Origin of the sequence: Xanthobacter aminoxidans (assembly GCF_023571765.1) — a bacterium.
Classification (GTDB): Bacteria; Pseudomonadota; Alphaproteobacteria; order Rhizobiales; family Xanthobacteraceae; genus Xanthobacter; species Xanthobacter aminoxidans.
The window spans coordinates 111666-125489 of the sequence record NZ_JAMJXC010000012.1; the positions used below are offsets into that span (position 1 = coordinate 111666).

5 protein-coding genes are annotated in these 13824 nt (G+C 70.2%); 4 read left to right on the top strand and 1 reads right to left on the bottom strand.

Going from position 1 to position 13824, the window contains the following annotated elements; genetic code table 11:
- Positions 1-38: 38 nt before the first annotated feature.
- The 4 genes from EJ105_RS18015 to EJ105_RS18030 all read left to right on the top strand — a co-directional run bounded on the left by EJ105_RS18015 (position 39) and on the right by EJ105_RS18030 (position 11110).
- Positions 39-7106 carry a hypothetical protein gene (locus EJ105_RS18015; RefSeq protein WP_250167430.1) on the top strand — a complete coding sequence of 2356 codons (7068 nt, stop codon included), beginning with the start codon at positions 39-41 and terminating at the stop codon, positions 7104-7106.
- Positions 7107-7364: 258 nt separating this feature from the next.
- On the top strand, positions 7365-8030 hold the full coding sequence (locus tag EJ105_RS18020; RefSeq protein WP_250167431.1) for an invasion associated locus B family protein: 666 nt from the start codon (positions 7365-7367) through the stop codon (positions 8028-8030).
- Between the two features lie 355 nt (positions 8031-8385).
- Positions 8386-9933 carry an adenosine deaminase family protein gene (locus EJ105_RS18025; protein WP_250167432.1) on the top strand — a complete coding sequence of 516 codons (1548 nt, stop codon included), beginning with the start codon at positions 8386-8388 and terminating at the stop codon, positions 9931-9933.
- 46 nt (positions 9934-9979) lie between these two features.
- Entirely contained in the window at positions 9980-11110 is a 1131-nt protein-coding gene (locus EJ105_RS18030; RefSeq protein WP_250167433.1) for a class I SAM-dependent methyltransferase, read from the top strand.
- On the opposite strand, the gene EJ105_RS18035 is transcribed toward EJ105_RS18030, so the two are convergent.
- Positions 11062-13764, bottom strand: a complete 2703-nt coding sequence (locus EJ105_RS18035; RefSeq protein WP_250167434.1) for a bifunctional diguanylate cyclase/phosphodiesterase — start codon at positions 13762-13764, stop codon at positions 11062-11064. The genes EJ105_RS18030 and EJ105_RS18035 overlap by 49 nt on opposite strands.
- Between the last annotated feature and the right edge of the window lie 60 nt (positions 13765-13824).

Here is a 13824-nt window from a genome sequence, read left to right on the forward strand (position 1 = left end):
ACGGCATCGGCGCCACGACCCTTGTCGGCGACATCACCATGACCGGCTTCGCCGGCTCCGCCACCGGCACCGAGGCGAGCAGCAACGGCATCAACCTGAATGCCGTCGCCGGCGACATCACCTTCTCGTCCACGCCCGCCGCGTTCGTGAGTGGCGGCACCAACGGCCTCAACTTCAACGCCCTCGGCACCGTCAACGCGACCACCAACGGCGGCTTCTTCTCCGGCACCACCGGCAGCGGTGCGAGCCTGAACGCCCGTGAAGTGGACCTGACGGCCAACAACAGCTTCTTCACCGGCGGCACCAACGGCGTCGCGGCCCTCGGCACCAACCTCGATCTCAATTTCGTCGGCGGCACCGCCATCGGCACCTCGGGCGATGGCATCAACGCCACCGCGGTGGGCTTCTCCCTCGGCGGAACGCAGATCCCGGCGGTGGCTGACGTCAGCACCAGCGGCACCTTCGTCCAGGGCGGCACCAACGGCATCAACGCCACCGCCACTTCTGTCGGCCTCACCGGCATCGGCGTGGACGCCACCACCACCGTGACCGCGAATGGCGGGTCGGTGACCGGCGGCACGGGCGCCGGCATCTTCGCCTCGGCCATCACCGCGCCGGTCACGGGCGGCCCGAACACCGCCTCCACCACCGTGCAGGGCTCGGCCGACGTCACCGGCGGCTCCAACGGCATCTTCGCCCTGGCCGGCAGCCTCAACGGCAATGCCAACACCACGGTGAACGTCTCCGGCGACGTGGAAGGCACCAACGGCAACGGTGTCTTCGCCCTCGGCGCCAGCGTCGGCTCTTTCTCCGGCTTCGACCCCAACGATCCCTCGACCTGGAATTCGGCGGTCGGCACCGGCAAGGCCACGGTCGACGTCACCACCAAGGACAATGTCACCGCAGGCAACGGCACCGGCATCCTCGCCGTGGGCATCGGCACCGGCAATGAAGTGACCGTCGACGCCCGCGACAATGTCGACGCCACCGGCGGCTTCGGCGTGCTGGCCGGCTCCATCGGTACCGGCGGCACCGTGGATGTCACCACGAAGAGCGTCTCCGGCACCCAGGGCGGTGTGCTCGGCTTCAACACCGATGGCAATGTGAACGTCCACACCACCGGCACGGTGGAGGTCGCCTCGGGCGGCCTGATCGGCGTCGGCGCCATCTCCAACAACGGCAATGCGACCGTTAACTTCTCCGGCGTCATCGACCCGCCGCTGATCGGCGCCGGCTCGCTGACCATCGGCAACGGCACCGCCACCACCAACACGGCCGGCACCATCGACGCCGACCTCATCGGCGTGATTGCCCTGAACGTGGGCGACGGCCGCGCGGTGGTGGACAACAACGCCTCGGTCCAGTCCAGCGTGGGTGCCAACCCGCTGCTCGGCGTCGGCGGCATCAAGGTCGGCAACAACAATGCCGGCCTCGACGTTGACGTCCAGAACAACGGCGTCGTCACCGACTATGCGGTGGGCGTGCTCGGCCTCGCGGTCGGCAACGGCAACGACGTCTCGGTGAACAACAAGGGCGTGGTCGATGCCGGCTTCCTCGGCGTCGGCGGCATCGTCGTCGGTGAAGGCACCGGCGTCGAGACGGTGAAGGTCCGCAACTCCGGCGCCATCGAGACCGATGGCATCGGCGTGCTGGGCGCGGCCCTCGATCTGAACGGCACCGGCGCCGGCACCAATGTCGACGTCAACAACTCCGGCACCGTTACCGGCGGCTTCCTCGGCGTCGCGGGCATCGCGGTGGGCGAGGGCTCCGGCACCACGGTGAAGGTGGTGAACTCCGGCGCCATCTCTGACAATGCGGGCATCGGCGTGCTCGCCGGCGCCTTCGGCGACAATCACACCGTCACCCTCAATAACCAGGGCGCGATCACCGCCGACCTCGGCGGCGTGGTCGGCGTGGTGGGCGGCGACAACGGCAAGCTCAACGTCACCAACTCCGGCGCCATCTCCACCCAGGGCGCGGCCGTCGCCGGCCTCGTGGTGGGTGACGAGGGCCAGGTGAAGGTCACCAACACCGGCGCCATCACCGGCGGCCTGCTGGGCGTGGGCGGTGTCGTGATCGGCGACAACACCACTGGCATCGCCACCACCGTGGAGGTGAAGAACTCCGCGGCCATCACCAATGACGGCATCGGCGTGCTGGGCGGCGGCATCGGCGACAATCAGGTGGTGAAGGTCTCCACCTCCGGCGCCATCGACTCCGGCCTGCTCGGCGTGGGCGGCTTCTCCATCGGCGCCAACGGCAATGTGGATGTGAAGACCACCGCGGCCGTCACCTCCGGCGGCGCGGGCGTGGTCGGCGCCGGCATCGGCGACAATTCGGTGGTGAAGGTCACCACCGGCGAGCAGGTGGATGGCACCTTCCTCGGCGTCGGCGGCCTCATCGGCGGCGCGGGCTCGCAGCTCACCATCGTCACCGAGGACAAGGTGACCTCCTCCGACGGCTTCGGCGTCGCGGCCCTCGGCCTCGGCACCGGCCAGACCATCAACGTGACCACCCAGCAGGAAGTCTCCGGCGACCTGCTCGGTGTCGGCGCGCTGAACCTCGGCGGCGGCGGCACCACGGTGAACGTCGAGACCCAGGCCAAGGTCACCTCGGCTTCCGGCTTCGGCGTGCTGGGCGGCTCCATCGGCACCGGCGCCAACACGGTGAACGTCACCACCCAGAAGCAGGTCTCCGGCGACCTGCTCGGCGTGGGCGGCGTCATCGGCGGCACGGGCGGCACCCTCACCATCAAGACCATGGACACGGTCGACAGCGCCAACGGCTTCGGCGTGGCGGCCCTCGGCCTCGGCTCCAACACCATCGACGTGACCACCGACAAGGCGGTGACCGGCCGCTACCTCGGCGTCGGCGCGCTGGCGCTCGGCGACAGCAACAGCGTCACGGTCCACACCAAGGACACGGTGAAGTCCGCTGACGGCCTCGGCGTGTTCGGCGGCGCCATCGGCACCGGCGCCAACACGGTGAGCGTCACCACCGACAAGGCGGTCGAAGGCCGCTACCTCGGCGTCGGCGCCCTCGGCATCGGCGACACCAACACCGTCACGGTCCACACCCTTGACACCGTGACCTCCTCGGACGGCTTCGGCGTCTTCGGCGGCGGCCTCGGCACCGGTGCCAGCACCGTCTCGGTCACCACCGACAAGGCGGTGACGGGCGACCTGCTCGGCGTGGGCGGCCTCATCGGCGGCACCGGCGGCACCCTGACCGTCGAGACCAAGGACACCGTGGACAGCGCCAACGGCTTCGGCGTGGCGGCCCTCGGCTTCGGCTCCAACACCATCGACGTGACCACCGACAAGGCGGTGACCGGCCGCTACCTCGGCGTAGGCGCCCTGGCGCTGGGCGACACCAACGCGGTGACGGTCCACACCAAGGACACGGTGAAGTCGGCGGACGGCTTCGGTGTGTTCGGTGGCGCCATCGGCGGCGGCGCCAACACCGTGAAGGTCACCACCGACCAGACGGTCGATGGCCGCCTCCTCGGCGTCGGCGGCATCCTCGGCGCCACCGGCGGCTCGCTGGACATCAACACCAAGGCGGCCGTGACCTCCACGGACGGCTTCGGTGTCGCCGGCCTCGCCTTCGGCAACAACAACACCGTGAAGGTGCTCACCGAGGGCACCGTGAGCGGTGACCTGCTCGGCGTCGGCGCCCTCTCCATCGGCGACGGTGGCACGGTGGACGTGCACACGCTGGCGGCCGTCACCTCGGCCAACGGCATCGGCGTCCTCGGCGGCAACATCGGCGCCGGCCAGCAGGTGACCGTGGTCACCGACGGCACGGTCAACGCCGCCATCGCCGGCGTCGTCGGCTTCAACACCGGCGGCAACACCGACGTCACGGTCAACCAGAAGGTGTCGGTCGCGGCCGGCGGCTTCATCGGCGCGGCGGCCATCGCCGGCGGCACCGGCAACGCCACCCTGACGATCAACGGCGTCATCGACCCGCCCGCGATCGGCGGCGGCGCGCTGACCATCGGCTCGGGCACCGCCACGGTGAACGTGAACGCCGAGGTCCAGGCGACCACCATCGGCATCGTCGGCGCCAACATCGGCAACGGCGCCATCGACGTGAACGTCAATGCGGGCGGCACCATCAAGTCCGACGGCATCGGCATCCTGACCTTCAAGCTCGGCGACGGCCCGACCACCATCGACGTGGATGCGGCGGTCGGCGGCCTCAGCGGCGCGGCCACCGGCGGCGATGGCATCTTCGCCCTCGCCTTCGGCGAAAGCCCGGTGACCATCAACACCACCGCCAACGGCACCATCAATGCCGGCGACGACGGCATCTCGGTGGGCCACATCGGCGGCGGCAACATCACCATCACCACCAACGGGACGATCACCGCCGGCGACGAGGGCATCCAGGTGCTCTCGGCGGCGCTGACCACCGGCGACGTGACCGTGACCAACAACGCGGCCATCACCGCCACCGACAACGGCATCTTCATCCTGAAGGGCGGCGACGGCGCGGTGCTGGTGAATGCCAACGCCAACGTCACCTCCACCACCGCCAACGGCGTCGAGGCCAATGTCCTCTTCGGCACCGGCGACGTGACGGTGAACCAGGGGGCCTCGACCACCATCGCGGCCCAGGACTTCGGCGTGATCGCCTCGAAGACCTTCGGCACCGGCAACGTGTCGGTGACGACGGGCACGGCCTCGGCCATCAATGCCACCGCGGGCGGCATCTTCGCCGGCCGGTTCGCCGGCACGGGTGACGTGGTGGTCACCACCGGCCTCCTCAGCAACATCACCACCGTGGGCAACGGCATCGAGGCCCAGTCCATCGGCTCCACCGGCAACGTCACCGTGACCACCGGCACCACCAGCGGTGTGACCGCGGGCGGCGACGGCATCGTGGCGAACAAGTTCGCCGGCTCCGGTGACGTCTTCCTCACCACCGGCACGTCCAGCGCGGTGGCTGCGGGCGACGATGGCCTCACCGCCACCAACTTCGCCTTCGGCCCGGGCAACGACGTCTTCGTCGCCACCGGCGTCAACTCGGTGGTCCTCGCCAACGACAAGGGCATCCGCGCCGGCGGCTGGGACAACGTCACCGTCAACACCTCCGACGGCAGCATCATCCGCGGCGACGCGGACATGACCGGCGTCGGCAACGCCATCCGCATCTTCTCGGCCGACTTCGCCACGGTGAACATCGGCACCAACAATGCGGTGATCGGCTCCGGCAAGAGCTGGGGCGAGGCGGTGATCTCGGTCAACAGCGATGACGGCACCATCATCAACGTGGGTGCCGGCACGCTGGTCAGCTCCTGGAGCTACCTGGGCGGCAATAACCTGCCCGGCCTGATCGTGGCGGCGAGCGACATCGTCATCGACACCGATGGCGGCGCCACCACCATCACCAACTACGGCACCATCGTCGGCCGCATCGGCCTCACCAACAACGACGACACCTTCAACAACCTGTCGTCGAACACCTGGATCACGGTCGGCAACAACTACTTCGGGGGCGGCAACGATACCCTGAACAACACCGGCCGCATCGTCACGGCGCTGCAGGGCGGGGTGGCCGAGACCACCACCTTCAACAGCCTCGAGACCTTCAACAACGGCGATCCGCTCTTCCTCCAGAGCGGCCTGCTGACCATGATCGACGAGACCCCCGGCCAGATCGCCGGCAACGGGACCCGCGACGTGACCTACGTGAGCGGCACCTGGAACGGCGTCGGCAACAGCAAGGTGGGCCTCGACAGCTACCTCGGCGCGCCGGGCTCCACCTCGGACCAGCTCGCGGTTGGCGGCCTCGACGTGAACGGTGTTGAGATCGCCGGCCTCGTCACCACCGGCTCCACCGGCCTCGTCATCCACGACGTCAACGCGGGACCGGGCGCCTTCAACCTCGCCGGCATCAAGGTGGTGGACGTGCAGAGCGCGGCCGGCACCACGGACCCGACGAGCTTCTACATCTCGCCCGGCTCCACCAACTACTCGCCGAAGTTCGGCGGCGTGATCGACAAGGGCCTGTTCTTCTATGACCTCACGGTCATCGGCAACGACCAGTATCTGATCGGCCTCCCGGACCAGGAAGTGTTCGAGCTGCCCAAGCTCGTCACCGGCGCCCAGGCCATCTGGCACGAGACCACCGGCGTGTGGCTCGACCGCCAGGCCGACCTGCGCACCTACCTGCAGGGCACCCCCACGCAGCTCGTCACCAAGGAAGGCATCAAGACCATCGATGGGGCTCCGGCCTCCGTCACCCCCGGCATCTGGGGCAAGGTGGTCGGCAGCTGGGGCTCTCGCGACGCCTCCAACACCTTCGCGGCTGGCGGCGGTCTCTACGGGTTCGACACCGGCTACAACCAGAGCATCTACGGGTTCATGGCCGGTGCCGACTTCGGCAAGGAAGGCGTGTTCGCCACCAATGACGCGGTGGTGTTCGGTGTCCTCGGTGGCTACGTCGGGTCCAACCTGAACTTCAGCAATTCGCCCACCTCGGCGGATTACTCGGGCGGGACGGTCGGTGCCTATGCCACCTACATCACCGGCAACTGGTACTTCGACGCCCTCATCAAGGCCGACTTCCTCTCCATGGACTACAACGCGCCGACGCTCGCGGGCATCGGCTACTTCGGAAAGTCCACGGACGCCCGGAACGTCGGCTTCGCGCTCGATACCGGCTACCGGCTCTACACCTGGGCCAATGGCGGGTTCGTCGACGGCCTCGCCACCCTGACCTACGTGAACACCAACATCTCCAACCTCGCCATTGCCGGAAACACCTTCGTGGACTTCGGCAACAACGACAGCCTGCGCGGCAGCCTCGGCGCCCGCGTCGGTGGCCAGATCTACGACGCCGCCACCTACAAGGTGCAGGCGAGCGTGACCGGCCGCCTCTGGTACGAGTTCCTCGGCGACAACGCCGTCACGATCTTCAATCCGGGCGTGCCCTTCGGCACCGTCGACAACTTCGACGGCCTGTTCGGTGAAGTCGGCGTCGGGTTCAACGTCTTCGCCAAGGACTCGGGCTGGAACAGCTTCGTGAATGCCGACGTGAAGTTCGGCGACAACTACACGGCCGGCAGCGCCAAGGGCGGTGTCCGCTACCAGTGGTGAGCGGCACCTGATCCTCGATCAGTCCGGCGGGCGGCGTGCCTTGAAGGTGCGCCGCCCGTTTCTTCTCCGGGGACAAGATCGTGACGGTGCTTGGCTTTCGCTCCAGGCCGTCCCATCCTTCCCGTTCGGGTCAGAGCTGCGGGCGCAGGCCGCCCGGTTCCGGGCCCGCGTTTTCTGGCCCGCGTCGCGTCAGTCCCCGCATTTCGTCCCTTCTCCGGATTCCTTCTGTCCCCGGGTCCTCGTCCACGGAGGCGTCTCGTGATCCTTTCCCGTCTGTTCCGCACCACCTCCTTCCGCGCCAGCCCCTTTCTCGCCCTTGCCGCGCTCCTCGCGGCGACGCCCTTCGCCGTGCTGTTCTCCGAGGACACGGGCGCCGTCACCGTGGCGCAGACCCAGCAGGCGGCGCCGGCCCAGAACCGCACCGCCCAGAACCGCACTGCCCAGAACCAGCCGGCCGCCCCGGCCGCGCCCGCCGGCCCGGTGAAGACGGAGACCCAGTCGTTCGACAATTGGGTGCTTACCTGCCAGGAGGTGCCCCCGGCCGCCGGCGCCAAGGCCGGCAAGAAGACCTGCTTCGCCGTGCTGCGCATCACCGACAACCAGTCGAAGCGCGTGGTCGTGGTGTGGAAGATCGGCCGCGACGGCAAGGATGTGCCGACCATCGCCATCACCACCCCCACCGGCGTGCTGGTGCGCGACGGCGTGGACCTGGTGCTCGGCCAGAACACCCGCAAACTCGCCTACCAGTGGTGCAACGGCACCGAGTGCGAGGCGAGCATTGCCTACGACGCGGCCCTCGCCAAGGAGCTGTCCGCCGCCAAGGAAGCCACCATCGCCTTCCGCCTGCAGGATGGCCGGCAGGTGAACGTCAAGGTGGGCGTCACCGGCGTGGACAAGGTGCTGGCCGGGCTGGCCAAAAGCTGAAGGGCCGGCTGAGCCAAAGGGCTGAGCGGGCCGCCCCCCGTCGCCCTGTCGCTTCTGTCACGCATCCTCACCACCGTCATCCCCCGGCTTGTCCGGGGGATCCACTTTGCCGCTTGTCCGCTTCATCCGGCCCGGCACCCCTCCGGCGGAAGGGTGGATCGCCCGCACAAGGCGGGCGATGACGGCGCTCTTCTGGGCAGGCCGGGGCACGCTGGCCCATGCGGCGAGACCCCTCCCAGCCCCTCCGCCCGCTCGCACCCCGCCGATCTTCACGCCGGGCCCCACCCGCGTTGCGCGCGCGGCGGCAGCTCTCTAGGGTCGCGCTCGAGTTGAGACCCGCGCCCCGGAGGCCCTGTTGCGTCGCCGTATCCTGATCGCCGCGTTCGTCCTGATCGCGGCTTGTGTCGCCATCCGGGCCGCCGTCGTCGCCAGCAACCTGCCCGAGGCGCTCACCGCCGCCCATTTCGAGGCGTTGCGGCCGGAGCCCAACCGCCAGCGCGCCTTCCTCCATCGCATGCCCAAGGGCGGCGACCTGCACACCCACCTGTCGGGCGCGGTCTATGCCGAGCGGCTGATCGCCTGGGCCATCAAGGATGGCTTGTGCCTCGATCCCGCCGCCATGAACATCCTCTCCCCGCCCGCCGACGCGAGCGCGGATAAGCCCTGCGGCACCGACCCGAAGATCGTCCCCATCGCCGACGCGGTGGCCGGCTGGCGCGGCCAGACCACCTTCGATCTTCTGGTGGATGCGCTCTCCCTGCGCTGGTTCCTGCCAACCCCTCAGGTGCCCTCGGGCCACGACCAGTTCTTCGCCTCCTTCTCCAAGTTCAATCCCGCCGCCGGCGGGCCGGACTGGACGCGCACCCTGGAGCGCACCGCCGAGATGACGGTGGACCAGCTGCGCCAGTACGGCGCCGACAACGTGCAATATGCCGAGCTGATGGTGACGCTGATCGAGGGCGAGGACCGCCGCCGCCTCGGCCAGGCCGTCGGTGCCGAGCGCGATCCCAAGGCCATGCTGGCGGCGCTGGACAAGGCCGGCATGGCGGATGTGGTGCGCCGCCGGGTGGAGGACATCAAGGCCCTCGTCGCCCGGGTGGAGGCGCTGCGCGGCTGCGCGGCGGATGCGACCCGCCCCGGCTGCGGGGTGGATTTCCGCTACATCGCGCAGGTGAACCGCAATGGCGCGCCGGCCGAGGTCTTCGCCCAGACGGCGGTGTCGGCGGCGCTGGTGCGGGCCCTGCCGGATGTCGTCGCCGGCTTCAATTATGTGGGGCCGGAGGACTACCGCACGGCCCGGCAGGACTACCGCGCCCACATGCAGTGGATCGGCTTCCTCGCGGGCAAGGACGTGCCGGTGGCGCTCCATGCGGGCGAATTGTGGATCGGGCTGGTGCCGCCGCCGGATCTCGACTTCCACATCCGCGATGCGGTGGAGACGGCGGGGGCGCGGCGCATCGGCCACGGCACCGCCATCGGCTTCGAGCGCGACATGGACGGGCTGCTGGCGGAGCTGAAGGCGCGCGGCGTCGCCATCGAGATCGCGCTCACCTCGTCCGACGTGATCCTCGGCGTGCGCGACCGCCGCCACCCCATCCGCACCTATCTCTCCGCGGGCGTGCCGGTGACGCTGGCCACCGACGATGCGGGCGTCTCGCGCATCGACCTCACCAACGAATATCTGCGGGCGTCGCAGGACCACGGCCTCGGCTATCGCCGCCTCAAGGGCTTCGCCGAGACCGCCATCGACAAGGCCTTCCTGTCGCCGCCGGAAAAGGCCCGCCAGCGCTCCCGCCTCGATGCCGCGTTCACCGCCTTCGAACGCGAGGTGACGGACGCCCTGCCGCTGGGCACCCGCGTCAGCGCCTTCCTCCGCGCGATGGTGGGCGCGGGCGGGCATTGAAGGCGGGGCCGTTCCCCGCCATCCTCCGCGCAACGGGGGAGGGGTGATGGCCGGGGATGACGAGCGGGCCACGGGCCCGGCGCCCATGCAGGGGGGCGGGTTCTACAATGACCACGCCCAGCATCAGGCGAAGGGCGGCGCCCACGGGCTGCCGCTGATCGACCGGGCGTTCGAGGGCATGGAGCTGCAAGCGCCCGTCACGCTGGCCGATTATGGCAGCGCCACGGGGCGCAACTCGCTGGTGCCCATGGGGCTCGCGCTCGGCCATGCGCGCCGGCGGCTGGGGCCGGACGTGCCGGTGAGCGTCGTCCACACCGACCAGCCGGGCAATGATTTCTCCGCCCTGTTCGCGCTGCTGCGGGACGATCCCGACAGCTATCTCCGGCGAGATGCGCGCGCCTTCGCCTCGGCCGTGGGGCGCACCTTCCATGAGCAGGTGCTGCCGGATGCCAGCGTGGATTTCGGCTGGTGCTCGTTCGCCGCCCACTGGATGAGCCGTGCGCCGGTGATGCCGGCGGGCCATGTGTGGCCGCGGCAGACGGCGCCGGCGGTGCGCGCCGCCTTCGCCGCGCAGGCGGCGGCGGACTGGCAGGCCTTCCTCGCCGCCCGTGCGCGGGAGCTGAAGCCGGGCGGGGCGCTGGTGGTGGTGCAGCCGAGCCTGCCGGAGGACGAGCCCACCACCTTCCCGGTGCTGATGGCGTGGGTGGAGGCGGAGCTGGACGCCATGGCGCTGGGCGGGATGCTCACAAAAGACGAGCGCGGGCGCATGACCATCCTCGTCTTCGAGCGCACCGCCGCCGACGCCCGCAGTCCGTTCGCGGACGGCGCCTTCGCGGGGCTCACCCTCGTCGCCGAGGAGGCGCGGGAGATGCCGGACCCGTTCTGGCCGGCCTATGGGGTGGACGGGGACGCGGCGGCGCTGGCGGAGAAGCATCTCGGCTTCTTCCGTGCGCCGTTCCTGCCCTCCCTGCTGGCGGCGCTCGACGCCGGCCGCGATGGCGCCTTCCGCGAAGGGTTCACGACGCGGCTGATGGAGGCGCTGGACCGGCGCATGCGCGCGGCGCCGCAGCCGCTTCTGTCCCCCATGGTGATCCTGACCGGGCTGTACCGGAAGGCGGGGGCGGGCTCTCACGTCGGCGCGGAAAAGCCCGCCGCCAGCGCCACCGGCACACCGTAGCCGTCGCGGGCCAGGGCGGCGGCCTCGGCGATGGGGAGGGGGCGGCCGAGCAGGAAGCCCTGCGCCTCGGCGCAGGAGGTGCGGACGAGCAGCGACCACTGCGCCTCGGTCTCGATGCCCTCGGCGACGGTGGCGATGCCGAGCCGGCCGGTGAGCACGGTGATGGCCTCGACGATGGCGGCGCTGGCCGAGCCCTCGGTGGCGTCCTGCACGAAGGAGCGGTCGATCTTGATCTTGTCGAGGGGCAGGAGGCGCAGCCGGCTGAGGCTGGAATAGCCCGTGCCGAAATCGTCGAGCACGATCTTCACGCCGATCTCGCGCAGCCGCTGGAGCACGGCGAGGCTGGTCTGCTCGCTCTCGAACAAAGCGGTTTCGGTGATCTCGCATTCGAGGCGGCCGGGCGGCAGGCCGCTGTCGCGCAGCGCCGCCTCCACCGTGCCGACGATGTCGCCGAAGGCGAGCTGCACCGGCGAGAGATTCACCGCCACCTTCAGATTGCCGGGCAGGGCGGCGATGTCGGCCACCGCCCGCCGCAGCACGAAGGCGCCGATCTCCACAATGCTGCGGGAATCCTCGGCCAGCGGCACGAAATCGGAGGGCTCGACGATGCCGCGGCGCGGGTGGTTCCAGCGCAGCAGCGCCTCGAACCCGGTGAGCGCGCCGGTGACCACCGAGAAGATCGGCTGGTAGGCGAGATCGAACTGCCCTTCGGCGAGGGCCTCCCTGAGGTCCTGCTCCATCTCCAGCCGGGCGCGCAGATGGGTGTCCATCTCCGGCTCGAACACGCACATGGTGCCGCGGCCCCACGCCTTGGCGCGGTAGAGGGCGAGGTCGGCCTGCTTGAGCAGGGTGTCGGCGTCGATCCACGCCGCCTCGGCCACCGCGATGCCGACGCTGACGCTGACCGCGATGGTATGGCCGAGGGCCGAATAGGGCTCCCCGAGCAGGGCGATGACGCGCTCGGCCAGCTCGGTCGCCGCCTGCGGCTGCTGCGGCCCGATGCTGATGATGGCGAACTCGTCGCCGCTGAGGCGCGCCACCACGTCGGTGGCCTGAACGCAGTTGGTGAGGCGGGCGGCGACCTTCCGCAGCAAAGCGTCGCCCACGGGATGGCCGAGGGTGTCGTTGACGTCCTTGAAGCGGTCGAGGTCGAGATAGAGCAGGGCCATCTTCTCGCTCCGCTCGGCGGCCTCGTAGAGCGCCTTGCCGATGCGCTCGCGGAACACCACCCGGTTGGGCAGGCCCGTGAGGTCGTCGTGATGGGCGAGGAAGCGGATGCGCCCCTCGCGCTCGATCAGCGCCATGTTCTGCCGCTGCGCCTCGGCGGCGGCCTCGGTGGCGCGCAGGTTGGCCTCGGCAAGCTCCGCCTGCACCGCCTTGAGCGCGGTGACGTCGGTGCGGATCGCCACCACGCCGCCGTCCGCGGTGCGCCGGTCGGTCATCAGCAGCCAGCGCCCGTCGGACAGCCGCCGCTCCACCGGGCTGTGCTCGGGACGATGCCAGCGGGCCCGCTCGGCCACCTGCTCCTCGCTCAGCGGACCGGCCGTGGGGAGATGACGGGCCGCGACGCTCGCCCGCATGATCTCCTGGAAGCGGGCGCCCGGCGTCAGAAACGGCGCGGTGATGGCGAACAGCTCGCGGTAGCGCTGGTTGCAGGCGACGAGCCGGTCCTCGCCGTCCCACAGGGCGAAGCCATCGGACATGGCTTCCACCGCATTGGCGAGCACGGCCGTGGCGCGGGCGCGCTCGGCATCCACCCTTTCGCGCTGGCGCAGTGCCAGGAAGAGGGCACCGGCGAAGGCCGTCACGAGCGTGCCCCCCATGGCGGCGGCTGCGATCAGGCGATCGCGGAAGCGCCGCCATGGCGCGAGGGCCTCGTCGAGGTCGGTGACCAGCACCACGCGCAGGTCCCCGGGCAGGGAGCTCCGCACCACGGCCAGTTCCGGCTGGCCCTTGTCGCCGGTGGCGACGAAGGCCCTGCCATCGGGCGGTCGCGTGCCCAGCGCACCGTGCCGCCACTCGCCGACGGCCAGCTCGTCATGGGGCAGCGAGGCCACCAGCTGGCCGTTCGGCCGTTCGATGCGGATGCGCATGCCCGGGGCGAGGCCGGTCTCCGCCAGGATCTTCATGAGGGACTGGGTCGAGACGTCGGCGACGGCGACCACGCCGTCCCATCCGGGAACCGCCCGGACGGCATAGAGCGACCAGTCGCCGTTCACCGGATTCTGCACCGGCCCGATCATGGCGGCGGGCTGGATGCTGGTGGGCTGAGTCACCATGGGCAGCGAGCGCAGCGCGCCGCGTGGCCGGGCCGAGGCGATGATGGTGCCGTCGGGGGCGACCAGCATCATGTCGCGATAGGCGATGGTCTGCAGGTTGAAGCCGCGCAGCAGCTCGTTGGCGGCGGGCGAGGTGGCCGTGACCCCGGCGGCGGCGAACAGCGGCCGGATGGCGGCGAGCGCGCCATGGATCTGGAGCAGTTGACGGTTGAGCGCATTTTCCACGCCCTGGGCGGAGCGCTCGATGTCCGCCTCGGCGATGAGCCGCGTCGCCATGAGGCCGCGATGGGCGAGCAGGGCCGTCCCGACCATCAGCAGGCCCAGGATGACGATGGTCCCGGCGATGACGGAGAGCTTGAGGCGGTGCCAGATCATCGTCGGCGCCAGTCCCCACGCTTGAGGGCGCCGCCGTCCCCGCCGGGGGAGGCCCTTCCG

Coding starts and splice junctions, on each gene's coding strand:
- EJ105_RS18015 (WP_250167430.1), top strand. CDS start 39: ATGACCGGCTTCGCCGGCTCCGCCACCGGCACCGAGGCGAGCAGCAAC.
- EJ105_RS18030 (WP_250167433.1), top strand. CDS start 9,980: ATGGCCGGGGATGACGAGCGGGCCACGGGCCCGGCGCCCATGCAGGGG.
- EJ105_RS18035 (WP_250167434.1), bottom strand. CDS start 13,764: ATGATCTGGCACCGCCTCAAGCTCTCCGTCATCGCCGGGACCATCGTC.